Origin of the sequence: uncultured Bacteroides sp. (genome assembly GCF_910585845.1) — a bacterium.
Lineage (GTDB): Bacteria > Bacteroidota > Bacteroidia > Bacteroidales > Bacteroidaceae > Bacteroides.
Genome location: NZ_CAJUHF010000020.1, coordinates 23855 through 50249 on the forward strand (window position 1 = coordinate 23855; position 26395 = coordinate 50249).

Annotated in this window: 23 protein-coding genes and 1 tRNA gene; 17 read left to right on the plus strand and 7 right to left on the minus strand. The window is 47.7% G+C overall.

The window, feature by feature from the left end:
* Positions 1–5: 5 nt before the first annotated feature.
* Positions 6–347 carry a hypothetical protein gene (locus tag QZ323_RS07580; RefSeq protein WP_294633999.1) on the plus strand — a complete coding sequence of 114 codons (342 nt, stop codon included), beginning with the start codon at positions 6–8 and terminating at the stop codon, positions 345–347.
* Here QZ323_RS07580 and QZ323_RS07585 read toward each other — a convergent pair.
* Positions 298–1062 (minus strand): RNA methyltransferase, encoded by a 765-nt coding sequence (locus QZ323_RS07585; RefSeq protein WP_294634000.1) that lies wholly within the window; start codon positions 1060–1062, stop codon positions 298–300. The genes QZ323_RS07580 and QZ323_RS07585 overlap by 50 nt on opposite strands.
* Before the next feature lie 145 nt (positions 1063–1207).
* Here QZ323_RS07585 and QZ323_RS07590 point away from each other — a divergent pair, with 145 nt between their 5' ends.
* Positions 1208–3508 (plus strand): BamA/TamA family outer membrane protein, encoded by a 2301-nt coding sequence (locus QZ323_RS07590; RefSeq protein WP_294634001.1) that lies wholly within the window; start codon positions 1208–1210, stop codon positions 3506–3508.
* A 102-nt stretch (positions 3509–3610) separates the two neighbouring features.
* On the opposite strand, the gene QZ323_RS07595 is transcribed toward QZ323_RS07590, so the two are convergent.
* Positions 3611–4165 carry a DUF3332 domain-containing protein gene (locus tag QZ323_RS07595; protein WP_294634002.1) on the minus strand — a complete coding sequence of 185 codons (555 nt, stop codon included), beginning with the start codon at positions 4163–4165 and terminating at the stop codon, positions 3611–3613.
* Positions 4166–4505: 340 nt separating this feature from the next.
* Between QZ323_RS07595 and QZ323_RS07600 the strand changes: the two genes are divergently transcribed.
* Positions 4506–4700, plus strand: a complete 195-nt coding sequence (locus QZ323_RS07600; RefSeq protein ID WP_294634003.1) for a hypothetical protein — start codon at positions 4506–4508, stop codon at positions 4698–4700.
* A gap of 562 nt (positions 4701–5262) precedes the next feature.
* Here QZ323_RS07600 and QZ323_RS07605 read toward each other — a convergent pair.
* The 3 genes from QZ323_RS07605 to uxaC form a co-directional block, all read right to left on the minus strand.
* A tRNA-Lys gene (locus QZ323_RS07605) sits at positions 5263–5335 on the minus strand.
* A 92-nt stretch (positions 5336–5427) separates the two neighbouring features.
* Positions 5428–6231: an MBL fold metallo-hydrolase gene (locus QZ323_RS07610; protein WP_294634004.1), complete on the minus strand. Its 804-nt coding sequence runs from the start codon at positions 6229–6231 to the stop codon at positions 5428–5430.
* Between the two features lie 239 nt (positions 6232–6470).
* Complete coding sequence (uxaC, locus tag QZ323_RS07615; protein ID WP_294634005.1) at positions 6471–7877, minus strand: glucuronate isomerase; 1407 nt, start codon at positions 7875–7877, stop codon at positions 6471–6473.
* Between the two features lie 237 nt (positions 7878–8114).
* Between uxaC and QZ323_RS07620 the strand changes: the two genes are divergently transcribed.
* Both QZ323_RS07620 and QZ323_RS07625 read left to right on the plus strand, forming a co-directional pair.
* Positions 8115–9176 carry a substrate-binding domain-containing protein gene (locus QZ323_RS07620; protein ID WP_294634006.1) on the plus strand — a complete coding sequence of 354 codons (1062 nt, stop codon included), beginning with the start codon at positions 8115–8117 and terminating at the stop codon, positions 9174–9176.
* A 37-nt stretch (positions 9177–9213) separates the two neighbouring features.
* On the plus strand, positions 9214–10653 hold the full coding sequence (locus tag QZ323_RS07625) for a tagaturonate reductase (protein ID WP_294634007.1): 1440 nt from the start codon (positions 9214–9216) through the stop codon (positions 10651–10653).
* 83 nt (positions 10654–10736) lie between these two features.
* Here the strand turns inward: QZ323_RS07625 and QZ323_RS07630 are convergent, their stop codons facing one another.
* Together QZ323_RS07630 and QZ323_RS07635 are read right to left on the minus strand one after the other, a co-directional pair.
* Complete coding sequence (locus tag QZ323_RS07630; protein WP_294634008.1) at positions 10737–11282, minus strand: FHA domain-containing protein; 546 nt, start codon at positions 11280–11282, stop codon at positions 10737–10739.
* A 54-nt stretch (positions 11283–11336) separates the two neighbouring features.
* Positions 11337–12467 (minus strand): SPOR domain-containing protein, encoded by a 1131-nt coding sequence (locus QZ323_RS07635; protein ID WP_294634030.1) that lies wholly within the window; start codon positions 12465–12467, stop codon positions 11337–11339.
* A gap of 394 nt (positions 12468–12861) precedes the next feature.
* Between QZ323_RS07635 and QZ323_RS07640 the strand changes: the two genes are divergently transcribed.
* The 12 genes from QZ323_RS07640 to QZ323_RS07695 all read left to right on the plus strand — a co-directional run bounded on the left by QZ323_RS07640 (position 12862) and on the right by QZ323_RS07695 (position 26390).
* A complete protein-coding gene (locus tag QZ323_RS07640) occupies positions 12862–13665 on the plus strand; it encodes a polysaccharide biosynthesis/export family protein (RefSeq protein ID WP_294634009.1) in 804 nt (267 codons plus the stop codon).
* Between the two features lie 14 nt (positions 13666–13679).
* Positions 13680–15239 carry a GNVR domain-containing protein gene (locus QZ323_RS07645; RefSeq protein ID WP_294634010.1) on the plus strand — a complete coding sequence of 520 codons (1560 nt, stop codon included), beginning with the start codon at positions 13680–13682 and terminating at the stop codon, positions 15237–15239.
* Positions 15240–15243: 4 nt separating this feature from the next.
* Positions 15244–16449: a hypothetical protein gene (locus tag QZ323_RS07650; RefSeq protein ID WP_294634011.1), complete on the plus strand. Its 1206-nt coding sequence runs from the start codon at positions 15244–15246 to the stop codon at positions 16447–16449.
* Complete coding sequence (locus QZ323_RS07655; RefSeq protein ID WP_294634012.1) at positions 16424–17725, plus strand: lipid II flippase MurJ; 1302 nt, start codon at positions 16424–16426, stop codon at positions 17723–17725. The genes QZ323_RS07650 and QZ323_RS07655 overlap by 26 nt, the downstream gene beginning before the upstream one ends.
* Complete coding sequence (locus QZ323_RS07660; RefSeq protein WP_294634013.1) at positions 17722–18765, plus strand: glycosyltransferase family 4 protein; 1044 nt, start codon at positions 17722–17724, stop codon at positions 18763–18765. Before QZ323_RS07655 ends, QZ323_RS07660 begins: the two co-directional genes overlap by 4 nt.
* Positions 18766–18801: 36 nt before the next feature.
* Positions 18802–19998: a glycosyltransferase gene (locus QZ323_RS07665; protein WP_294634014.1), complete on the plus strand. Its 1197-nt coding sequence runs from the start codon at positions 18802–18804 to the stop codon at positions 19996–19998.
* Between the two features lie 41 nt (positions 19999–20039).
* Positions 20040–21062 carry a radical SAM protein gene (locus QZ323_RS07670; RefSeq protein ID WP_294634015.1) on the plus strand — a complete coding sequence of 341 codons (1023 nt, stop codon included), beginning with the start codon at positions 20040–20042 and terminating at the stop codon, positions 21060–21062.
* Positions 21059–22156 (plus strand): glycosyltransferase family 4 protein, encoded by a 1098-nt coding sequence (locus QZ323_RS07675; protein WP_294634016.1) that lies wholly within the window; start codon positions 21059–21061, stop codon positions 22154–22156. Before QZ323_RS07670 ends, QZ323_RS07675 begins: the two co-directional genes overlap by 4 nt.
* A 300-nt stretch (positions 22157–22456) precedes the next feature.
* Positions 22457–23077, plus strand: a complete 621-nt coding sequence (locus QZ323_RS07680) for an exopolysaccharide biosynthesis polyprenyl glycosylphosphotransferase (RefSeq protein ID WP_294634017.1) — start codon at positions 22457–22459, stop codon at positions 23075–23077.
* A 6-nt stretch (positions 23078–23083) separates the two neighbouring features.
* Complete coding sequence (locus tag QZ323_RS07685) at positions 23084–24520, plus strand: capsule assembly Wzi family protein (protein WP_294634018.1); 1437 nt, start codon at positions 23084–23086, stop codon at positions 24518–24520.
* Positions 24521–24524: 4 nt separating this feature from the next.
* Positions 24525–25073 carry a dTDP-4-dehydrorhamnose 3,5-epimerase gene (rfbC, locus tag QZ323_RS07690; protein ID WP_294634019.1) on the plus strand — a complete coding sequence of 183 codons (549 nt, stop codon included), beginning with the start codon at positions 24525–24527 and terminating at the stop codon, positions 25071–25073.
* Between the two features lie 3 nt (positions 25074–25076).
* On the plus strand, positions 25077–26390 hold the full coding sequence (locus QZ323_RS07695) for a UDP-glucose/GDP-mannose dehydrogenase family protein (RefSeq protein WP_294634020.1): 1314 nt from the start codon (positions 25077–25079) through the stop codon (positions 26388–26390).
* Positions 26391–26395: the final 5 nt, after the last annotated feature.

Consider the following 26395-nt stretch of genomic DNA (forward strand, 5'->3'; position numbering starts at 1 on the left):
GAAGTATGAGGCGGTATGCGGCACATTTCATATTCGTTTCCGGATATGGCTATTTCAAACAGCATGTGGTAGAAGTGGAGCAGGGAAGTGCCCGGTCTGTTTTTCCTTTGACGGAAGAGATAGAAGGGGTAGAATGGTTTCCCGGGGTTATTGCTTTGCTTGACAGACAGGAGGTTGAGGTAGGGGTGCCTTCTGTTTTCCCTGCGCTGGATAACATATCGAAGGAGCCTCCTTTGCCTTTCGGGAAAGAATGCCTCCCCAAGGGGTTGACGCCCTATCTATTTTATCCTTTCGATTTTACAACAATGCAGCCTGTCGCCGGAACTCGGCACAGACAACTGCCGTAGCAATTGCGACGTTAAGCGACTCGGAAGTCTCCCGATCTGCCGGATAATTGGGGATATAAAGCTTTCGGTTGATGAGTTGTTCCACTTCTTTTCCTATTCCGTTGCCCTCGTTGCCCATCACGATTAATCCGTTGGAGGAGAGCTGTTGTGCATACATATTCTCTCCGTCGAGAAAAGTCCCGTAGACAGGAATGTCCTTCAGGTCACGAATAAGAGCGGGCAAGGAGACATAATGTAACTTTACGCGGGCAATGCCGCCCATTGTTGCCTGGACGGTTTTTGGATTATATACATCTACGGTGTTCTGCGAGCAGAAGATGTGTTCTATTCCGAACCAGTCCGCCAGGCGGATGATAGTGCCCAGATTGCCAGGATCTTGCACATCGTCCAGAGCCAGACACAAGGAGCGGCTGATGACGGAAGGATCTGTCTCGTATTCGGGCTGTTCGAATAGGGCAAGTACCTGCTGTGGGGTTTTCAGCAGGCTGGCACGGGACAGTTCGTCTGTAGAGACTTCCACGATGTTTTCTGCCTGAAGCTGCGAGCGATGTTGCGACATCCACTCTGGGGTAGCTGCCAAGAAACGGCAGGGAAAATGCCCCAATAAGTCACCTACCAGTTTAGGTCCTTCTGCCAGGAATACTTTCTCGGCTTTACGATTCTTCTTCAATTCCAGCGAGTGGATATATTTGATGCAGTTCTTACTTAGTGCCATAATTCTAATGTTATCGTTGAGCAAAAGTACATGTTTATTTCTATATAATCAAAAGAGAGGGGACACTTCGTCTGTTTTTTTATTTCGGGAAAGAAAAAATAGATTTATATTTGTAGGCTGTTATGCGCAATTTACAAAATCTGGTATGAAGAAAGGTCTCCGTCACGTTATATTTATTGCTGTACTATTTGCATTAGCTTCCTGCTCGACTACCAAATATGTACCCGATGGTTCATACTTGTTGGATGAAGTGCGTATACATACCGATAGCAAGAACGTAAAGCCATCCGGGCTTTATATCTATGTACGGCAAAATCCAAATTCCAAGTGGTTCAGTCTGGTCAAGACGCAATTGTATGTCTATAACTGGTCAGGAAGGGATTCTACCCGCTGGATGAACCGGGCATTGCGTCGGTTGGGAGATGCGCCGGTGATCTACAGCAAGGAAGAGACGGAGCGTTCGCGTAACGAAATGACCAAAGCGGTGCAGAACATGGGATACATGGGGGCTACCGTGCAATACATTACGAAGGTAAAGAAGAAGAAGCTGAAGCTGGAGTACAAGGTGACCACAGGCGAGCCGTATATCGTCCGCAGCCTGAAATACGACATTCAGGATGAGAAGATACGGGAGTATATACAGAAGGACTCCGCATCGACCTACCTGTCGGAGGGTATGTACTTCAATGTCAACCTGCTGGACAGCGAGCGGCAGCGTATCACCAGCAAGCTTCTTCAGAACGGATACTATAAATTCAATAAGGATTATATTTCTTATACGGCGGACACAGTGCGCGGCACTCACCAGGTAGACCTCACGCTGCATCTGGCAAACTATAGGCAACATGCTGACGAAGAGCCCCGAAACCATCCCCAGTATTCCATCAATAAGGTGAATTTCATCGCAGATTATAATGTCTTGCAGACTTCCGCATTGAGCAGTGTGGAGGTGAACGACTCCATACACTACAAGGGAATCCCTATTTATTACAAAGACAAGCTCTATCTGCGACCCAAAGTATTGGTGGACAATCTGCGTATCACCGAAGGCGAGCTTTACAATGAATCGAACATACAGCGCACTTACTCCAATTTCGGACGGTTGCCGGTACTGAAATATACCAATATCCGCTTCTTTGAGACACAAGTGGGAGACAGTGTCAAGCTGAATACATACGTCATGCTGACCAAGAACAAGCACCAGGCCATTTCCTTCGAGTTGGAAGGCACCAATTCATCGGGCGACCTGGGGGCTGCGGCATCCGTTTCTTTCCAAAACCGCAATGTGTTCAAAGGCTCCGAAACCTTTTTGGTCAAGTTGCGTGGAGCTTATGAGGCAGTATCGGGGCTGGGATATGCGCACAACAACTATACGGAGCTTGGGGTGGAGAGCAGTATCAATTTCCCCCGCTTCATGTTCCCTTTCCTGTCGAATGACTTCAAGAGGAAGATACGGGCTACTACGGAGTTTGGCGTGCAATACAATTATCAGATGCGTCCGGAGTTTACCCGCATTGTGGCTTCGGCTTCGTGGAGCTATAAGTGGGGTGTCCAGCGCCAGCGGTCGCAGCATCGCATAGACTTGCTGGACGTCAATTACCTGTACATGCCTTGGATAGAGCCGCAGTTCAGGGAGGACTTTTTGGAGAAGGAGCAAAATTATATTCTGAAGTACAACTACGAAGACCGCCTGATTGTTCGTACCGGGTACAGCTATACATACAATAGTGCGGGGCAGGCATTGATAAACAATTCGGTCATAGGTAACTCTTACAGCATACGTTTCAACTTCGAGTCGGCAGGAAACCTGCTATATGCTATCTCGAAGATGAGTCGGCTGAAGAGGAACGACAAGGATGAATACACCATTCTGAGTATTCCGTATGCGCAATACATAAAGGGTGACTTGGATTTTGCCAAGAACATTGTGATTGATAACCGCAACTCCATCGCGTTCCACGTAGGAGGCGGCATTGCCATTCCGTATGGCAATGCGCGGGTGATTCCTTTTGAAAAGCGCTACTTCTCGGGAGGCGCGAACAGTGTGCGGGGATGGTCGGTGCGCAGCTTGGGACCCGGTTCTTTTGCAGGTGACAATAACTTCCTGAACCAGTCGGGAGATATCAAGCTGGATGCCAGTATCGAATACCGCACGCGGCTGTTCTGGAAGTTCAGGGGAGCGGTGTTTGTGGACGCGGGAAACATCTGGACGCTCCGCGAATACGAAGACCAGCCGGGGGGCAAGTTCCGTTTCAATACGTTTTATAAGCAGATAGCGGTGGCTTATGGCTTAGGATTGCGCCTTGACTTGGATTTCTTTGTGCTTCGTTTTGATGGAGGTATGAAGGCGGTCAATCCTGAAGAGGGAGCAGTTCGTCTGCCCATTGCGCATCCTAAGTTCGGACGCGACTTTGCATTCCATTTTGCGGTGGGATATCCTTTCTGATAAGCAGAAAGTTGAGAGCCGGAAGAGGAAATCCTTGCCATGCGATAGTCGTCGCCGGGCGGTTCCCTTGCTTTCGGTTCTCAACTCTCGGTTGCGGCTGGCTTATCTTGCAGCGTAATAAGTATCGATCATGGTTGCCTGACGGGCGGCAGCTACGCCTTGGGCATCCAATGTAACGTTCATCGCTTCGCCATTAGGCAGGTACATCTGTGCCGTACCGTCGCCGTTCATTTGCAATATTTCCGTGCTGACACCCTCTGCAACGACATTCCAGGTATTCAGTTCCTGGTCATAGATCAGTTGCATGGCGGTGTTCTCGCCTTCTTTGGTGATGGAGTAACCGTTTTTCAGCGTTTCTACCAGATAATTTCCATTTTCACCTTTCACCTTCTTCACGTCGCCTACGTTAGCCATTGGGTTGGAGCCGCTCCAGAACTCAATAGAGTTGATAACTAACGCGTCTGCCAAATAGCAGACTTCATACACAGGAATAATATTGCATGCCAGGTATACAAGTTCGTTTACGAACTTAGTGCCAACGCTTTGATTCCAATTAACCAGTCTGCTGTGCAATCCGAAAGAGCCGATGCATGAACTGAAAAGAAAGGCTCCACAAACCATGATCGTGGCAGCCAGTTTCAAATTACCTTTTTTCATAAAATAACCGTCTTTATAAGTTTCTACTAAGTTTATTGAAGTTTTGCCTTCTGAAGACAAATATAAGATGTTTTTGCGAAAGATTTATCTAAGAAACCGTTTTAATTTTCTTTTTTAAAGGTTTCCTCAGCACCTTCTGAGTCTATTTTCGGTCTTTTTACCCGCTTCCCTTTGTCACATAGTCCGCTATGTTCCTTCTTGAAAACAGATAAAAATCCGCAAAAATAACTCTCAGAAGGAAGCTGAAAGAAAATCAAAACCTTTCATTCATTCCATTTTCCGGTTCATGTTAAAAAGGAGTAATTGTTAATGAAATACATCTGTTCATCCTTATCGTAGAATGAAAAGTAGAGTTTCTGAATCTTCCACTACCAATTCTAACCAGGCAATGGAGTTGCCGGACAACCTTGTTCCGGCTGTCTATCTGAACGGCCATAACAAACCGCACCCACTGGATGATATCGGAATGAGGGAGGAAGACTTTAAAATGGTGCGAAAGAAGGGCATTTATCATTCTGACATTTTGCATTTCTAATCGGGCGAGAATCGTTTCTTTCGACCGGGATATCAGTTCGTTTGGAAATACGCGAAAGAAAATCTGTAATCGTCAGAATAATAGATGGATATCGAAATACTTACAAGTATTCTAGAAAAAATAAGGGGTTAAAAGGGATAATCGACAGGTAAAAGACACCTAAAGTTAAGGTTTACGCTGGCAGAGGTGACCTTTGTGGCCATAACTAATAACCTTATTACCCATAACAAGTAATGTTATGCTCCGTAACACATAATCTTATCCGCTGTAACAAGTAACCTAATCTCCTCAGAATAGGAACTTTTTCTGCCACAATAGCCTTTAGGAGGGGAAATATATGTCGAAATGTCAGTGAATCACTCTATCCTGATACCAGAAAATATGCTGGAATAGCACTTTTAATATTGATATGTGTTATGCAATATGCTGTAATCGTATTATTGTGATATAAAATAGCACATTCAGCTATCTTTTTGTTGATTCTCTTCTCCGCCGGAGCGGGTATGAACCTATATAAACAACAAAAGGAATCGTCATCGTTTGATGACCATTCCTTTCGTTGTACACCCTCAGGGATTCGAACCCTGGACCCACTGATTAAGAGTCAGTTGCTCTACCAACTGAGCTAAGAGTGCATTACCTTTCCTAATTGCGGGTGCAAAGGTAGTATTTTCCCTTTATACATCCAAATAATCCCATCCTTTTTTCTTGATGAAAGCGGCTTTTTCTAATCGAACTCATACAGTTCAGAGGGAGTGTTACGCTTTAATGCGCAGAGCTGCACGTCTTTACCTACCAATACACCCTTGTCCTTCAGTTTCCATTCCACCGTCTTATAAGCCAGCTCCGGATGGTTGTTGTCCTTGCTCAGGTGGCAAAGCCAGATATATTTCAGCTCCTCTGTGATGTTTTCGGCCAGAAATTCGGCGGTCGCCATGTTGCTCAGATGCCCCGTGCGGCTGGTGATGCGCTCTTTCAGATATTGGGGATAAGTACCCATGCGTAGCATTTCATCGTCATAATTGGCTTCCAGTATCAGGTAATTTGCCTTGCGGATGAACTGTGCTGCAGTAGGAGTAATCTCGCCAAGGTCGGTGAGGAATGAGAATACCTTACCGTCAATCTCAATGCAATAGCCTACATTGTCCGTGCCATCGTGCGGAACTTCAAAAGATTCGATACGAAAATCCTCCAGTTGCATCGGTTGCCTTTTCTCCAGATAGCGGACAGAGGTGTACAGTTTTTCTGTCATGCAATAGCTCTTGTTGATGCCCTCGTGGATGCGTGCTGTGGTATAAACGGGGATATGGAGCTTTTCGCCCAATCCGCCCACGGCTTTGATGTGGTCTGCGTGGTCGTGGGTGATGAAGACTGCACGAATCATCTCCATTCCGATTCCCACTTCTTTCAGTGATTTCTTGATGGTACGCACGGCAATGCCTGCATCAATCAGTATTCCGTATGTTTCAGTGCCAATATAATAACAGTTGCCGCTGCTTCCGCTTGCGAGGCTTATAAAGTTTACTTTCATCTGTTTCTCCTTTTTTTGAAAAAAACGCCACTTTTTATGGCAAAGTGACGGCAAATATAAGGAAAAAAAGAGAGATTCTGCTTGTGGTTCTGTTCTTTTTGTCGAAGAAAACTTGGAACCTTTTTCAGCGCCACGTCGGATCAGGGCATAAAAACAGTAGGAGTTACCGGGGTTCAACTTCCGATAACTCCTACCTAAAAAGCCTTCAATACAATGCCGGACAAAGCCCGGACCAATTCTTAGAATTGGAAAAAATTCTTGGCATTGTAGTAGCTGATATCTTCAATCATCTGATTTACACGCTCCATTTCCGAAGCCGGAATCTCGCCATTCTCTACGTCGCGGCCAACGAGGTTACACAACGTACGGCGGAAATACTCATGACGCGGGTAGGAGAGGAACGACCGTGAATCCGTCAACATACCTACAAAACGGCTCAGCAAGCCGAGTACGGAGAGGGCATTCATCTGCTTTTCCATACCATCTTTCTGATCGAGGAACCACCAGCCCGATCCGAACTGTATCTTACCGGCAACCGTGCCATCCTGGAAGTTACCCAGCATGGTGGCAATAACTTCGTTTGCACACGGATTGAGGTTATAAAGGATGGTCTTCGTCAGTTTTCCGGCAGAGTTCAGACGGTCGAGGAACTTCGCCATAGCCTTGGCAGTGGTGAACTCACCGATTGAGTCGAAGCCGGTGTCAGGACCCAGCAACTTGAACATCTTGCTGTTGTTGTTGCGGATAGCCCCGTAGTGGAATTGCTGTGTCCAGCCTTTTTCCCAGTCCATTTCACCAAATACGATCAGCATAGCCGACTTGAACTTCAGGATCTCTTCTTTTGTCAGTTCCGTTCCGCCATATACCTTATTGAATATAGCTTTGATTTCGGCATCCGTATAGTCTTCTGCATAGAACTCTTCGATACCGTGGTCAGACAGCTTACAGCCTTGTTCGGCAAAGAAGTCATGACGCTTGCGCAGGGCAGCCACCATGTCGTCGAAGCAGGAGATTGTCACGCCGCTCACTTCCGCCAGTTTCTCTACGTAAGCACGGAAATCCGCCGGAACTTCCACTGCCATTGCCTTGTCAGGACGCCATGTAGGCAGCATCTTCACCTCGAAACCACTTTCGCGGGTCTGGATGTGGTACTCCAATGAATCAATGGGGTCGTCCGTCGTACAAACCGTTTCTACATGATAACGACGCATCATGCCGCGTGCCGAATATTCCGGTTTGGCAAGCTTCTCGTTACATTCGTCGTAAATCTCACGTGCAGTCTTCGGGCTAAGTATCTTTTCGATGCCGAAAGCAGTCTTCAGTTCGAGGTGTGTCCAGTGGTATAGCGGATTGCGGAAAGTATAAGGCACGGTTTCCGCCCATTTCTCAAACTTCTCCCAATCGGTTGTGTCCATACCGGTGCAGAAACGTTCGTCCACGCCATTAGTACGCATAGCACGCCATTTGTAGTGGTCGCCGCCCAACCAGATTTCGGTCAGTGATTTAAACTGATAGTCATCTGCTACCATTTTGGGGATCAGGTGACAGTGATAGTCGATAATCGGCATCTTAGCCGCGTGTTCGTGATACAACTTCTGTGCGGTTTCTGTCTGCAACAGGAAGTTTTCATCCATAAATTTTTTCATTCTACTGTGTTTTAAGTATATAAAAATATTACTTTTCAATGATTATACCTATATAGTATTGATAGTAAAGCTAATAGGTTTAATATTGGTTTTTAGTTTTATTAACCGTTATCGAACACAAAAGTAGAAAATTTACTTGGAGAAACAAAATTATTCGTATCTTTGCGGCAAATATTTATAATATTTAAGTTTTAAACGTGAGACCTTTATCGCCTTCGGGCGAAGCACAAGAGAATTATGGAAAACAAGAACTACACTATTAAAGACATCGCCCGCATGGCGGGAGTTTCTGCCGGGACAGTAGACCGCGTGTTGCACAACCGCGGAGATGTTTCCGCAGCAAGTCGCGAGAAGGTCCGGAAAGTCTTGGATGAAATAGATTACCATCCCAATATGTTCGCCATCGGACTGGCGGCAAAGAAGCGTTACCGCATGCTGTGTATTATACCTTATTATATAGAGCATGACTACTGGCATGCCGTAGCAGCGGGCATCAACCGTGCGGCACAAGAGTTGCGCCCGTTCAATGTCAGCGTTGAATATCTGTATTATCACCATGCCGACAGACCTTCCTACGAGGCTGTTTGTGCAAGGGTCAGGTGCGAAGCTGCGGACGCTGTGCTGATAGCACCCAACTTCCGTGAAGAGACGCTTGCCCTTACCTCTAGCCTGGAAGAGAAGAACGTGCCATATGCCTTTATCGATTTCAATATCGAAGACACTCATGCGATCTGCTATATCGGACAGGATTCACGGATGAGCGGATACATCGCCGCCAAAATCCTGATGCGGAAGTATGAAGAAGGGCAGGAGTTGATCCTGTTTCTGAACAATAAGAAAGACAGTCCGGCAGAGATACAGATGCAACGCCGTCTGGACGGCTTTATGAGTTATATTTCCCAGGAAAACAGTAATTTGGCTGTACACGATGTCATCTTGACCAAAGAAGATGATGTAGCCAACTGTCGCACGTTAGAATCGTTCTTTGCAGCACACCCGAAAGCCGCCTTGGGAGTTGTCTTCAATTCGCGTGTATATCAGGTGGCGGACTACCTGCATGAGACGGGGCATAAGCTGGCAGGATTGGTGGGCTACGACCTTCTGCCAAAGAACGTCGGTTATCTGAAATCGGGCGAAGTAGACCATCTGATCGGGCAACGTCCCGGATTGCAAGGCTATTGCGGAATCAAGGCACTATGCGACCACGTTGTCTTCAAGCGTCCGGTGACCGCAGTGAAGTATATGCCCATTGATGTGCTGATGAAAGAAAACATCAACTTCTACTTTGAATTTGAATAAACTAAATAGTATCAATCATTTAAAATGTATTATTGAAATGAAAGCATTAAACAAACAAACCGCTCCCAAGGCTCAGCGCCCGGAACGTATCATCCAGTTCGGTGAGGGAAACTTCCTGCGTGCATTTATCGACTGGATCATCTACAACATGAACGAGAAAGCCGATTTCAATAGTAGCGTCGTAGTGGTGCAGCCCATCGAAAAAGGTATGGTAGACATGCTGAACGCTCAGGACGACCTCTATCACGTAAACCTGCAAGGATTGGATAAAGGCGAAACCGTGAATAGCCTGACTATGATCGACGTAATCAGCCGTGCGTTGAACCCTTATTCTCAGAACGAAGAGTTCATGAAGCTTGCCGACCAACCGGAAATGCGCTTTGTCATCTCCAACACAACGGAAGCCGGTATCGCTTTCGATCCTTCCTGCAAGCTGACTGACGCTCCTGCTTCCTCATACCCGGGCAAGCTGACTCAGCTGCTGTACCGCCGCTTCAAGACTTTCAACGGCGACAAGAGCAAAGGTCTGATCATCTTCCCCTGCGAACTTATCTTCCTGAACGGTCACAAACTGAAAGAAACCATCTACCAGTACATCGAACTGTGGCAGTTGGGCGACGAGTTCAAGACTTGGTTTGAAGAAGCCTGCGGTGTATATGCTACGCTGGTAGACCGTATTGTACCGGGATTCCCCCGCAAAGATATCGCAGCTATCAAAGAGAAACTGCAATATGATGATAATCTGGTGGTTCAGGCAGAGATCTTCCATCTTTGGGTGATCGAAGCTCCCCAAGAGATTGCCAAGGAATTCCCCGCCGACAAAGCAGGTCTGAACGTACTGTTTGTGCCTTCCGAAGAGCCTTATCACGAAAGAAAGGTGACTTTGCTGAATGGTCCGCACACTGTCCTTTCTCCTGTTGCTTATCTGTCGGGCGTGAATATCGTGCGCGATGCTTGCCAGCATCCGGTTATCGGACAGTACATCCACAAGGTAATGTTTGACGAGCTGATGGAGACGCTGAATTTGCCGAAAGATGAGTTGAAGAAATTTGCCGAAGATGTACTGGAACGCTTCAACAATCCGTTTGTTGACCATGCCGTAACCAGCATCATGCTGAATTCTTTCCCGAAATTTGAAACCCGTGACCTGCCCGGTTTGAAGACTTACCTGCAACGCAAGGGCGAACTGCCGAAAGGATTGGTTCTGGGTCTGGCTGCTATCATCACCTACTACAAAGGCGGTGTCCGTGAAGATGGCGCTGAAATCGTTCCGAATGACGCTCCGGAAATCATGCAGTTGCTGAAGGATTTGTGGGCTACGGACGACACTCAGAAGGTTGCCGAAGGCGTACTTGCCGCAACATCTATCTGGGGCGAAGACTTGAATAACATTCCGGGACTTACTGCTGCTGTGAAGGCTGATCTGGATTCCATTCAGGAAAAAGGAATGTTGGAAACAGTGAAAGGTATTCTCTAACCGATATACCAATCTATAAAATAAAGAAGGGTGAGGCAGTTGCCTCACCCTTCTTTATTTTATCTTTTCTAATAACGCATGCATTACTTGGATTCATCGGAATTTTCGTTCGTCCCGCTGCGCAAAATGAATGTAGTGGCGCCGATGGTAACTATCGCACCGTCCTCAATGCGGATGCGGTCTTTGTCGCCTAAAATCTCATTGTTCAGGAAAGTACCTGTCAGGCTGGGCGCATCGCGCAAGGTATATACCAGTCCGCCTTGCTTGTTCCGTTTTACGTTGATGATGCAGTGGCGGCGGTCCATGCTCATATCCGATGTCTCGATAGGGGTGGTGATATTTGTCCCGATGCAACGACGGCCGATTACATTGTCTCCCTCCTGCAGGGGCAGTACTTGCTTGAAGCCGAACACATTTTCAATCACTGTGATGCTTCCGAAGGCATCTTTAAATTCCTCCTCATCCGGACGTTCTTCTTTTTGAGGAGCACGCATCTTTGTTCTTCCTAAGCGGATGCTGAACTGCTTCCCGCAATGTTCGCAGACAAAGACCAGCGACTGGCCCTCGCTATATTTGGTTTCATCAAACAAAAGGTAATTATCGCATTTAGGACAACGTACACGTTTCATAAGCGTAATGGAAAAAGAATAAATATCAAGGAATTAAAAATCAAGTATAAAGCATTATTTCTTCAGCACCCAAGCACTCTTGTAAGTCTCGTTTTCACGAATCTTTTTCAGTGTCTGGTAGGCTTCCACTTCCGTACCGCATGACTCGATGCTTACCCGCATCTTGCCGTCTCCGATGATAGCCTTTGCACCGGCATACCCCTTGGTAACCAACTGTTCGGCCATCTTCCGGGCATCTTGCTCGGTTCCTACACTGGCAACGATAATGTGATACGGTCTCTTAGGAGCAGAAACTGCCGATTGGGCGGCAGGTTGCGTCGCTTTTTTTGCCACGTTGCTTTCGGTAGCAGGGCGGGGAGTTTCCTTTTTCGCTTTCGCATCGGTAGAAGCGACTGGAGCTTTACCGACTTTAACCTCCTTCACGGCGACCGGAACTACTACCTTTTTCGGTTTCGCAGTTTGCTTACCGCTGGCTTTCTGCGTAGAAAGAGTCTGCTTTACGATGATTGGCGTTATGGCTAAAGATTGCTTTTCTATCTTTTCAAACAACTCTTCCGGAAGCAACTGGGCATAATTCTCTTCGACCACTTCCGTGTTTTCTATCGGAGCAGAGAAGAAGAAAGAGATAACAATGGCAAGCACTACTGCAGCTACATTTGCCAGATAGGTACGGTTGAACCGGACGGCAGGAATACGTTTCACCTTCTGTACTTCGGTGGATGCAGGAATGGAAATAACCTTCTCTGTCGCAGGTTTTTCTATTATCGCCAACTCTTTCATCTCGAAGGTATCCAAGCCATATAGATAAGGAGTGGCAATCTTATTGTCGTATGGCGCGAAGTCAAATGTATTATGTATCGTGTAGTACACTTCGCCGATGTTGGGCAAGTTCACTTTGCCATCCTCATGCAGGGCGGTGATCAGCGTTTCCACTTTACGTTCTACGCGTTTGGTAGCATCCGAGAAACTGGTGCCATACACCGACATGTAAGACTGTACCAACAGTCCGTCGTTCATCTTCAGTTGGGGATTGAAGCCGACAACACGCGTAGGGGGCAGGAAGATATTCTCTTCTTTCATTCGCATAGCTGGAGTGTAATGAGCTACAAATCCTCCTAAACCCGGAACAATGACGCAGTCATTCTCCAATAATAAAGCTTCTATATGTTGTGCCAGTTCAATCATGTTGCAAAAATAACGGAAATATCGGATATAAGCCAGTTTCAAGGCATCTTTCTTTAAAAAAAATGTAAATCATACAATATGGCTGGTATCTTTTCTAGACTTGGGGAAGCAGTCAGGGTATTTTCGCGCGCGAATCTTCAATGTTAGAATCGGGTCAACTTCATGTTTCTTCATGCCTATATGTTTGGAGCTGGTATGAAGTTGATGTGTTTCGAGAAAAGGGCAGGATGCCTGAAGCAGCGCATTCCGTTACCGGATATAATTTATCCTGTTATCGGACGCAATTTATAAAGCAATCTGACAATAAATAAGCAATTATAGCGTTTATTGACATAAATGTTTTATTTTTGTGGCTAATTATTCAGACGTCACTCAAACCATTAGGAAGTACACAATGAAGATTACAACAATTATATTCGTCCTTTCGTTTTTCTTATTCACTTCGTGCAGAACCACGAACAATACGATTACCTATTTTCAGGATTTGGACTCCCGTTCGGCGGAGATTGTGGGAGAGGTTGCCGACTACGCACTGCGTATCGTGCCCGACGACCAGTTGTCTATCACGGTATCGGGAACAGACCCCAAGGCAGTAGCCGCATTCAATATGCCCCTTACCAGTTACTTGTCTGCGGAAGACACTTATGTAAGCTCCACTCCGGTGCTGCATACCTATCTGGTCAGTCCGGAAGGGAATATCGACTTTCCGGTGCTTGGCAGGCTGCACGTGGCAGGCATGACACGCAGCGAACTGACGAACATGCTGACAGAAAAGATTTCCGCCTATGCCAAATCGCCGATTGTCACGATACAGATCAGAAACTTCAAAGTCTCCGTACTGGGTGAGGTGAACAGACCCGGAACGGTAACCGTGTCCCACGAACGCCTCTCCGTGCTCGATGCCCTCAGCATGGCCGGTGACTTGACCATCTACGGCAACCGTAACAATGTGCTTCTGATCCGCGATAACAACGGGAAAAAGGAGTATCACCGTTTCGACCTGACCTCCGCAGAGACGCTGACTTCGCCCTATTACTATTTACAACAGAATGACATCCTTTGTGTAGAACCCAACAAAGCCAGGAAAGGAAACGCCCAATACAGTCAGAACGGGCAGTTCAATGTCTCCTTGGCATCCACTATTATCAGCGCACTGTCTGTACTGGTATCGCTGGGCATCGCATTATTGATTAAATAGATCACACTTCAGTTATGAATGATGAAAACATACATATTGGTGCCCTCTTGCGGCAATTCCTGATTTACTGGAAGATATACATATCTATCGGAACGGTTTGTTTAATCGCCGCCATCTGTTTCCTGATGGTCACGCCCAAGAAGTACCAGTTCACGGCGCGCATGCAGCTCATCCGTGACAACCAGGGCATGATGTCCGAACTGAAGATGCTGAAGAGTGCAGGCATAAGTGCCATGTTGGGTGGAAGTGCGTCGGGCAGTAGCGTGGAGGACGAAGTCATTGTGCTGACTTCGCGTTCCAACATGAGCAAGGCGATACTCGAGACAGAATATCAGGTGGAGACGCGCGAATGGAAAGGATGGAAGAATGTACTGCTCTACAGAAATACCAATCCGATAAGATTGCTCTTCCCGGAACAGTTTTTAGATACCCTGAGTCGGCCAATGAAGCTCAAGCTGACCCTGTCGGATGGAGCCATACGTTCGGCACAAATCAAATCGGATCTGTTTGAAACCGTGGAAGTAAAGGGTCAGCCGTTACCTTGTCCTCTACAATTGCCCGTAGGCACAATCACGGTCATGCAGAATGCGGACGTTCCTGTCCGTGACGATAGGAAGCTGACTATCCGGATCACTCCGTTGCAGCAGACCTACGAGGATCTGTATGATGACCTATATGCTGGTGCGCAAGAGACCGTTTCGGACATCGTCCTCCTCCTGTTTGAAGACGAGAACAAGCAGCGGGGATATGACGTGCTGAACACCCTGATGGCTGTCTACAACCAGTATTCGCGAGATGTGAAGGTGAAAGAAGCCGTCAGCAATGCCCGTTTTGTGAAAGAGCGTCTGGATAGCGTGACGATGGAACTTGCCTATCTGGAGCACCGGATAGAAGCCTACAAGAAGCAGAACAACATACCGGAACCGACTTTATACGCCCAAGTCGCCATTTCGGGTTATAAGGAACTGGAGGATCGTATTTTGGGGACGGAAGTTCGTCTCAAGATGTTAGACTATGTGGCAGACTACATACGGAACCCGCAGAATGAGTATGCCTCCGTGCCCGCCGTGGAGGGGGTAGGCGAAAAGTCCATTGCTCTCTACAATCAACTGGTGCTCGACCGCCAGCGTCTGCTCCTCTCTTCCGAAAAAGAGAATCCGGCTCTGCTCCTTGCCGAGAAGCAACTGACTGAGCAACGCAAGATGTTGTCGGAAGCCATAGACGCAGTTCGGCAAAGTACACGTGCAAGCTTGGAAGAAATAAAAAAGAAAAACCGGGTATTTAGCGATCAGTTGAGTGCCCTGCCCACTCAGGAGCGGGAGTACATCGAGATGAAGCGCCAGCAGCGTATCAAAGAGACCGTCTATTTGTTTCTGATGCAGAAATTGCAGGAGGAAGAGTTGGTAAACTCTCCGGACGAGCAGGCGGGCAGGGTGGTGGACGCTGCGTACAGTTCGGCGAAGCCGGTCTATCCGAAAAAGTTAGTCGTGCTGGCGGTTGCGTTGACTGCCTCCTTCATCCTTTCGCTGATTGCCATCAGCCTGTGGGTATTTGTCTTCCGTCCAAAAGAGTAAGCCCATGTTGTCGCGGTTAGTGTTCTCTAAAAACGACCTTTTCTTTGTTTTCTTGACGGCAGGTTATCTGTTTGGCGTCATATTGTATGACTTTTTGGAATTTAAATATACCGACGAGTTGATGGCGCTTTTCCTGGTCTTGTTCGCGGGTATCGTGGTTTGGGAGCGGAAGGAGTGGGAAGAGGCCATACCTTTGGGCATACTCTTTGCCGTATTCTCGTTTTATGCGGTATATTCCTTCCTGATTCACTCCAATGTGTATCAGGCGATTATCAAGGACTTGATTATCCAGATAAAACCCTATCTCGGTTTCTATTGCGCTTACCTGGTTGCACCTCACTTTTCCGCCACCCAGAAACGTCTGATTGCTATTCTGTGTCTGATTGTTGGTGGAATGATTCTTATAGTCGGGATTACCGGTAATATCTATTTCGTTTTCGGCCATCCGTCCCGGTTTGCTACGGCAATCACGGCTACGGCTTTTCTTTTCCTCTATTGCAGTTCCTATAAATGGAGCGATATCCTTATCTTCATCCTGTTGCTGACGATAGGTTTTTTCTCTACGCGCACCAAGTTCTATGGCTTTTGGATGATTGCGTTTGCTATATTGGTCTACAGCAAAGCGGGCGGAAAACTGCGTCTGAACAAAAGTTCTATCGGAGTGTCTATTGTCGTTTTTATCCTTGTCCTTTGGCTTTGCAAGGATAAGATAATCCTATACTACGTAGACGGCATGATGAACTCCCGTGAGATGTGGAGTCGTCCTGCCATGCTCCTGATGTCCGGAAGAATCCTCTACGATTACTTCCCCTTTGGCAGCGGGCTGGCAAGTTTCGGTACGTTTGCTTCCGGAGAATACTATTCTGCCCTGTACGAAGCGTACGGGATAGACCAACTGTGGGGGCTATCCCGCAATACGAGATTCTTCATTTGCGATGCATTCTATCCTTCGTTGGCACAATTTGGTGTGGTGGGAATCGGGCTATACCTGCTCTTCTGGTGGTCCATCCTGCACAAGGGATATCACTGGCTTTCCGCTGAAAACCAAAAGCAATGGATACTCCTGCTGTTCTCTTTCCTGTTTTTCCTTATTGAAGGGACGGCGGACACTACGATTGTGCACAATCGCGGACTGTTCATACTGATCGTCACCGCCATAACCCTTAATGAAATGAAACCTTGCCATGAGACTGAAAGTAGATACGTATAAGAAAGGAGCCATTTACTCTGCCGGTCTGAGCGTGGTCGTGAAGTTCATCGCTTTCATCCAGAACTTCCTGATCGCCTATTTCCTGGGGGCGGGAACCGGCACGGATATCTATTTCTATCTCTTCGGGTGCATCATTGCTGTATGCGAAATAGTGCAGACTGTTGTGTCGTCCGCCCTGATTCCTTATTCGATGCAACTGCGCAGCCAGGATTCGCCCCAAGAAGAAAACAGGTGCCTGAATGCTTTCCTCTATACAGTCGCCTGCGTCATGGCGGTGCTTACCGTTATCGCGATGGCAGGGGGAGAAGAGTGCATCCGTTTGTTGTCCCATTTTCAGGAAGAGGATATCCGCATGCATGCACAATTGCTGTACATCCTTCTGCCAGTTTCCCTTCCGTATGTATTCAACATCATTTTTGCGGAAATATTGGCTTCATACAAATATTTCACGTTTCCGCAGCTGATTGCTGTCATCAACAATTTGCTGATCATTCTTTTTGTCGCCTTGTTCCATAAGACTTTGGGCGTTTTCTCTTTGGCCTGGGGATTCTTTTCCTCCACGATCATCAATCTGCTGTGGACGTTGTTTTTTGCGAAGCGCAACTTGGGCTGGTGCTATACATGCACCTCTTTCAAGCACCTCAAAGTGCTGGCGAGCGACATGGGTACCGTTTTTCTGAACCATTCCATTGTGGCTTTCACCACCATGTATCCTTTCTATCTGCTCTCGATGCTGCATCCGGGTACGGTGACCGTCGTGACTTATGCAACGAAATTGCTCCAGGCACCTATGAATCTGTTGCTCCAGCTCTTTGCCGTGTTGCAAATAAAGCTGAGTGAGCAATATGCATTACGTGCATTCATGTCCATGCGCCAGACGTTTGTCCGGATAGGTAGTAAAGCGCTGATGCTGAGTGTGTCGGGAGCTGTACTTTTTTTCTTGCTTCGCGCGCCGATTATTGAGTTTTTCTTCGGGAGGGGAGCCATGACGGCAGAAAATCTGTCCCTCTTTATCCATATCATGGGCATACTGATTGTCGGCATACCTTTCTCCATTGCGATCTCCCTTTCCTCGCGCATGCTGTATGCGTTGCACCGGGTGAAAGTTTATGGCATGGTCATGATACCCATGAACCTGCTTACGTGCGCCCTCTATTATGGGTTGATTGCTTGGAAAGGAGTGGACGGGTATGCCCTGACTGAAATCATGACTGAGATATTGAAAGCTGTTATCATCATAATCTGTACATTCTATTTGCTGAAGAAACTGAAATGAGAATCTTACACCTGATCTATTCCTTCAATACGGGAGGGGCGGAACGCATGGTCATAGCCCTTGCCAACAGCCAGATAACGCACCATCAGGTGGGGCTGTGCATCATCAATGATCTGTACTCTCCAGACCTCTTGAGTGAATTGGACGATAGAATACGGCTCTTTCGTGTCGACCGGAAGAAAGGGAGCCGGAACATCTGTGATGTGCTCTTGTTGAATTGGTATATACTGAAGTTCCATCCGGACATTCTTCATGTACACGATTCCGATGCCATACTCTATGTACCTATACGCCGCCTGTATCGCTCGTTACTGACTATCCATGCATCCTGTCTGCCCCTAAAAGGCATCGGCCTGTATGACCGGACTGTCGCCATATCGAAAGCCGTGGCACACGCGACGGAAACGAGGGGATTTTCTTTACCCCAGGTCATATATAATGGTGTGCCGACTTCTGCCATCTGGCAATTTCCCAGGGTGGAACGGAGCCGGAAGGAGTTTCGTATCGTGCAGGTCGGCAGGTTGGAACATACGGTAAAGGGGCAACACTTGCTGCTGGAAGTGCTGGACGGCTTGGCTTATCCTTACGTGACAGTCGACTTTATAGGAAGCGGCAGTTCGGAGGCTTGGTTGATGGAGAGGACCAGAGAACTAAGGTTAGAGAAGAAGGTCAATTTCTTGGGCAACCGCAGCAGCGAGTGGATATACCGGCATCTGTGTGAATACCAGCTGTTGGTGCAGCCTTCGTTGGACGAGGGCTTCGGACTGACCATTGCGGAGGGGATGTCTGCCGGTGTTCCGGTGCTGGTATCCAATCTTCCGGGACCGATGGAGGTGATCGGCGAAGGGAAATACGGTTATTTCTTTGCGAGCAATGACATCAATGATTTCCGCCGGAAACTGGAGCATATCATAACCTATTATGAGGAAGCCCAACAACTCGCAAGTGAAGCAAACAGTCATGTGGTTGCCCAATTTGATTTTGAACGGACAGCCGGACAATATATCAATATATATAATAGAATGCTGGAGGAAAGATAAACGATTGTGGTTGGTGCCTTTTTAATACATGCATTTATGAAAGTTCTCATTGTCAATAAGTTCTTATATCCCCGGGGAGGAGACTGCATCCATTCCCTGAATTTGGGAGAAGTGTTGCGCCATGCGGGGCATGACGTCCGTTTCTATGCGATGAACTATCCGCAGAATATAGCGTGCGAAGAGAGCAGGTACTTTGCCGAAGAGGTCAGTTTTTCCGCCCCATGCTTACAAGGAAAAATAAAGGCTGCCTGCCGCATCCTGTGGGGGAGCGGAGTTGCCGGAAGTTTCAATCGGATTTTGGACGAGTTCCGTCCGGACGTGGTGCACCTGAATAACATTCACTCTTACCTTTCGCCAGTGGTCGCCAGACTGGCATATCAGCGGGGAATCAAGGTGCTTTGGACGCTACATGACTACAAACTAATCTGCCCTTCATACAGTTGCCTCTGCCAAGGGGAACCCTGCGAAGCCTGCTTCGCAGACAAGAAGAAGGTCGTGTCGCGCAGATGTATGAAGAACAGCCTCGTGGCAAGTCTCCTTGCCTTCGGGGAAGCAGCAAACTGGAACAAGGAAAAACTTTCGGCATGGACCGACCGTTTTGTATGCCCCAGCCGGTTTATGGCAGAGAAAATGCGGCAAGGAGGATTTCCGGCGCATAAGTTGCAGGTTGTTGCCAACTTCATTGGAGAAGAGCAAGCGCAATGTATAGCGGATATGCCCGACTGCATACGCGAAGAAGCTTACGCATACATAGGCCGTCTTTCTCCGGAAAAGGGGATAGAATCGCTGTTGGAGGCTGCTTCCCGCTTACCCTACACATTGTATATTGCCGGAAGCGGACCTTTGGAGGCCGATTTGAGGAAGAGATATGCTGCGGACAATATCTGCTTTCTTGGACATCTGGACACAAAGAGTATCATTGGATTGCAGAAGAAGGTATTATTTACTGTCACCCCTTCCGTTTGCTATGAAAACAACCCCATCAGCGTTATCGAATCTTTGTGTTGTGGTACGCCTGTATTGGGGCGGGATATCGGCGGCATACCGGAATTGTTGGAAACAGACAGCTCCAACCGGCTTTTCGGTCGGGACGAAGAGTTGCCTGCTTCAATTACGGAGATGTTCCAGAGTGCCTCTTCTGTCGATCGAAGAGAGTTGTCTGACGCCGCATTGCAACGCTTTTCCGCCCGACGTTATTATCAAAAGTGGCGCGAGATTGCAGAAGAAGAGTGAAAAGTCGTACCTTTGTGCGTAAATCAATAGCATAGAATAAGATGAATCCAATTGTGAATCCACCTACTGATATGTGTATCATTGTGACCTATCGCTGTCCGATGCAGTGCCGGATGTGTAATATATGGCAGAATCCTACTGATAAGAGTGAGGAAATCGGTCCGGCGGATATCGAAAGGCTTCCCAAGGTGAAGTTTATCAATATCACGGGCGGAGAACCTTTCATTAGGGAAGACTTGGAGGATATCGTGGAAGTGGCGTTCCGCAAGTCTCCCCGTGTTGTCATTTCTACCTCAGGATGGTTTGAAGAGCGCGTCATCCGCTTGGCGAAGAAGTTTCCTAAGATAGGGATACGTATCAGCATCGAAGGACTGTCCTTGAAGAATGACGAGCTCCGCGGCAGGCAGGGTGGGTTCGACAAAGGGCTTCGCATCTTGTTGCAGCTGCGGGAAATGGGCGTGAAGGATATCGGTTTCGGCATAACGGTCTCCAATTCCAATTCGGCGGATATGCTTTCCCTGTACCGGTTGTCTCGTTCGTTGGGGATGGAGTTTGCTACTGCCGCTTTGCATAACTCCTATTATTTTCATAAGTCGGATAATGTGATTACCAATCGGGAAGAGGTTTGCAGCAACTTTGGTAAGCTGATTGAGTGGCAATTGAAGGAGAAGCATCCAAAATCCTGGTTTCGTGCTTACTTCAATTGGGGGCTGATAAACTATATCAAAGGAAGACCGCGCCTGCTCCCTTGCGAAGCCGGTCTGGTCAATTTCTTTGTAGATCCGCACGGCGATGTTTATCCTTGTAACGGTCTGGAGAGCAAATACTGGAAGGAAAGCATGGGAAATATCCGTACCATGTCTTCTTTCGACGATTTGTGGAGCAGCGAACAGGCGGAGCACATCCGGAAGTGCGTACGGGAGTGCCCCAAGAACTGCTGGATGGTGGGAACCGCCGCTCCGGTCATGAAGAAATACATTGCCACTCCCATGCGATGGGTGCTCTATCAGAAGCTGCAATCGCTGTTGGGCTATTCCGTAGACTTAAACGACAGAGAGGAATGAAGATAGTAGTTACCGGCACCAGAGGAATCCCCGGCATACAGGGCGGGATAGAGACGCATTGCGAAGAACTCTACCCGCTGATTGCCGACCGGCAGCATGAAGTGGTTGTCGTCCGCCGTCCCGGTTATGCGGCAAACCGTGCGGTGAAAGTGTACAGGCAGGTAAGGATCAAAGATATAGATGTAGTGCGCAACAAGTATCTGGAAGCGTTCGTGCACACCTTCTTGTCCATCTTGTATGCCCGAAGAACAGGGGCTGACATTGTCCATATACATGCGGTCGGGCCTGCGCTGTTTACTCCGTTGGCACGCATGTTGGGGTTGAAAGTGGTGGTGACCCACCACGGAGCAGATTACGACCGGGAGAAATGGGGCAGATTTGCCAAATGGATACTCCGCATGGGAGAGAAGGCAGGAATGCGTTATGCCAATCATGTCATCGTCATCTCAGAGCATATACGCCGGATGATTTTGCAGAAATATCCTTCAATAAAGAACATCACTTTGGTACATAATGGGGTTAAAGCGTTTTCCGGAACATGTGGTACGGAATTTATCCATAATCTGGGACTGACGGAACGCAACTATGTCTTGGCCGTCGGGCGCCTCGTGAAAGAGAAAGGCTTCGACAGGCTGGTAGAAGCTTTCGGACAGCTCCCTGCTTCCTCTCTGATGCTGGTCATCGCAGGCGGGGCGGACCATGAGGACAGTTATGCGATAAAACTGAAAGAGAAGTGCGGAAAGGTGAAGAATGTGTGTCTGGCCGGTTTTGTGAAAGGGGATAACCTGACGGAACTGTATGCACATGCAAAGCTGTTTGTGCTACCCTCTACCCACGAGGGATTGCCCATCGCGCTGCTCGAAGCCATGAGCTGTGGGGTTCCGGTGCTTGCAAGCGATATCCCCGCCAACAAAGAGATCGGATTGCCGGATGAATGCTACTTTAGAAGTGGTGATACAGACGACCTGCGGAAAGCTCTGGAACAGAGAACATCAGAGCGGCAGGACAGTAGGGTGGAGTATGACCTTTCCGCGTATGATTGGGCGTATATCGCCCTTCGTACCAGAGGCATATACGACTCCTTGATGGCATAAACCTATATCGTTCTGAAAGGATTTCCTTTCAGAATCTCTCTGAGAAATTCCCTATGATATTTGAATCGTCTTTTAATCGCGGAAGCTGCCGTTTTGTCCCACGGGACGGATAATTTCGTCCCGTGAGCTGAAAAAATTCATCTCGTGGGACGGATTTTCCGGTCTCGCGGGACGATTTTTTTCGTCTCGTGAGATGAAATTATCCGTCCTGTGGCACAATTTACTTTTTTTATTGCCTCCAAAGCAATATAGAAAGAGGTTTGCCGTTCTATAAAACTAAAATATCAGAATGTTTTTAGCATGAACATACATTATCCAGCATATAGTTTCCCGCTGCAACGCAAATCGAACCGTATCTTGAAGCGAATCATAGATATTGTGTTTGCCTTGCTCGTCCTAATCCTGATATATCCGTGGGCATATATCATCGTGGGATGTTGCATCAAGATAAAGATGCCGGGCAAAATCATCTTCTCGCAAAAAAGAAACGGAATATACAATAAGGTGTTCACCTGCTATAAATTCCGGTCCATGCTGCCCAACAAAGAGTCTGATACCCAGCAGGCATCCGACGGCGACCCTCGCATTACCCCGTTCGGACGTTTCCTGCGCATCACCAGCATGGATGAACTGCCTCAGTTCTGGAATGTATTGAAAGGTGACATGTCCGTCGTGGGACCACGCCCGCACATGCTGGTGCATACCAAGCAATACTGCGACATCATCCCCGATTACAATAAACGCTTGCTGGTGAAGCCGGGCATTACGGGTTGGGCACAAGTACATAACTTGCGTGGTGAGACCGAAAATCTGGAGAAGATGAAAAAAAGAGTGGAATATGACATCTGGTATATCGAGCATTGGTCATTGGCATTGGATATACGGATCATGTTCAAAACATTAAAGATAATCTTCCGATAATCGTCTATGCGCATAGCCCGTTATATCATAGCCATCCTTCTATACAGCCATACTTCCACCGCCGTGCAGGCGCAGAGCGGACTGAAACGGCAGAACCTGTCCTCTTTCGTCGAATATGGCGCTTCTCTCCACACGGGCGAGAACACCCCGCTATGGCAGGTGAGCAACCGGCACGGGCTGTCTTCCATCAACAACAACATCTACCTGAGAGGCGGCGCATTCTATGTGGACACCATCCGCAACTGGAGGTTGGAAGGGGGAGTGGATATGGCTGTCGCTTCCGGCTTTACGTCAACATTTGTCCTGCAACAGGCATATGCCGATGTGCGGTATAAATGGTTAGGACTGTTTGCCGGCAGCCGGGAGATCGGTTCTCCTTTGCTGAATCAGCAGTTGAGCAGCGGCGGACTGACTTGGTCGGGCAATGCAAGGCCTATTCCGCAAATAGGGGTCGGTGTTCCGGAGTACATACAGGTATTGCCGCGCCTGGCGCTCAAGGCGGAAATCTCATACGGATGGTTTACAGACAACAACTATCAGAAGCATCAGGTAGGAGAGGGCTATTGGTACACGAAAAGCATCAAGTATCATCACAAAAGCGGTTTCCTTCGCATCGGTGTGCCGCAAGGACGCTGGCAACTGGACTTGGGTTTCAGTATGGATGTGCAGTTCGGCGGCTACAAAAGTGCCGGTATGGATGCCGGAGACCTTGGCAACAGTTGGAAGGATTACTTCAAAGTGCTTATACCCAGCCGGGGAGACGAAAGCAGTCCCGAAGGGGAACAGATCGCTTTTCAAGGCAACTCGATGGGAAGCGAACACATTCGTATGACCTATCGCCACGACGATTTCTCCTTGAGTGCTTATCTGGAAAACTATTATGACGACCTGACCGGAATGGGGAAACGGAATGGCTTCGACGGATTATGGGGAATCGAATATAAGTCCGGCCGAAGACAGGCTATCAATGGATTCGTGCTGGAATACTATCAGACCACCCATCAAAGCGGTCCGATGCATGGTCTGGACTACTCGGTAGTGGAGAAAACAACCGGAGCCGATGATTACTACAACAACGACTGGTATCCGGGTTGGGTGCACTGGGGAATGGCTATCGGAAACCCGCTAGTTGCCTCGCCCATCTATAATAAGGATGGCGATATGACCTTCAAATACAACCGTATCCGCGCGATGCATCTGGGGTGGAGCGGAGACATCAGCAGCGAATGGATGTACCTCGCAAAGTTGTCATATAATAAAACTTGGGGAACTCCTTTCAAACCTATACCCGATATATTAGAAAATTTTTCTACTTTTGCATCGTTTTTCTATACTCCCCACAAATGGAAGGGATGGCGTTTCGAGGCTTCCGTCGCTTTCGACTTTGGAGAGATATATGGCGACAATTTGGGTTGCCAATTGAAAGTACATAAAACATTCTGAAAAGATGAATTACATACAAACTGAAATTGACGGTGTATGGCTGATTGAGCCGAAAGTATTTTGTGACGAACGTGGCTATTTCATGGAAGCCTTCAAAGAAGAAGAATTCAATGAGCACGTAGGTAATGTCCATTTCATTCAGGACAATGAATCCAAGTCCTCCTTTGGTGTACTGCGTGGTTTGCATTATCAGAAAGGGGAATGCAGCCAGGCAAAACTGGTGCGTGTCATCAAAGGCAAGGTGCTGGATGTGGCAGTAGACATGCGGCAGTCTTCTCCTACGTTCGGAAAGTACGTCAGTGTGGAGCTGAGCGAAGAGAACAAACGTCAGTTCTTCATTCCTCGCGGATTCGCCCACGGTTTCCTGGTGCTCAGTGAGGAAGCCATCTTCACGTATAAAGTAGATAATGCGTATACTCCCCAGATGGAAGCCTCTGTTCGCTATAACGACGAAACGATAGGAATACACTGGCCCGTTGCGGAAGAACAATTGATGTTGTCGCCCAAAGACAAAGCCGCTCCACTTTTCCAGGATGCGGTTTATTTTGAATAAAATATGAAAGCAGCTATTGTCGGAACCGGATATGTCGGTTTGGTGACTGGTACCTGTTTTGCCGAAATAGGAGTCAACGTTACTTGTGTAGACACTGACAGTGAAAAGATAAATGCATTGAAGGGAGGAACTATTCCTATCTATGAGAATGGGTTGGAAGATATGGTCAACCGCAATGTAAAGGCCGGACGTTTGCATTTCACCACCTCATTGGAGAGTTGTCTGAATGATGTGGAAGTCGTTTTCAGTGCTGTGGGTACCCCTCCCGATGAAGACGGAAGTGCCGACCTCAGTTATGTGCTCGAAGTAGCCCGCACCATCGGGCGGAATATGCAGAAATATCTGCTGGTGGTCACTAAGAGTACTGTTCCTGTGGGTACGGCAAAAAAAGTACGTGCTGCCATTCAGGAGGAACTGGACAATAGGGGAGTCAGCATAGAATTTGATGTGGCGTCCAATCCGGAGTTTCTGAAAGAGGGCAACGCCATCAGTGATTTCATGAGTCCCGACCGTGTGGTAGTGGGAGTGGAGTCGGAACGTGCGAAGAAGATAATGTCCAAACTCTACAAACCTTTTCTGCTGAATAACTTCCGTGTCATTTTCATGGATATACCTTCTGCCGAAATGACCAAGTATGCGGCCAACTCAATGCTTGCCACCCGTATCAGTTTTATGAATGACATCGCCAATCTTTGCGAGTTGGTGGGAGCGGATGTGAATATGGTGCGTAGCGGCATCGGTTCGGATACCCGTATCGGGCGCAAGTTCCTGTATCCGGGCATCGGTTACGGCGGTTCCTGTTTTCCTAAGGACGTAAAGGCTCTTGTCAAGACGGCTGAATCGAATGGTTATCGGATGCGTGTGCTTCATGCCGTAGAAGAGGTGAACGAATTGCAAAAGGGCATCTTGTTCAGCAAACTCTGCAAACATTTCAACAACGACTTGACGGGCAAGACTATAGCAATGTGGGGATTGGCGTTCAAGCCTGAAACAGATGATATGCGCGAGGCGCCTTCACTGGTGCTGATAGACAAATTGCTGAAAGCCGGATGCAAGATTCGTGTGTACGATCCGGCTGCAATGAACGAGTGTCGCCGGCGGATTGGTGAAAGTGTCTATTATGCCCAGGACATGTACGATGCTGTGCTTGATGCCGATGCTTTGTTGTTGGTTACGGAGTGGAAGGAATTTCGTCTGCCGTCATGGGCAGTCATCAAAAAGACGATGGAACAGCCCGTAGTATTGGATGGACGTAATATCTATGATAAGAAGGAAATGGAAGAACAGGGCTTTTTTTACCATTGTATCGGACATTAAGAATT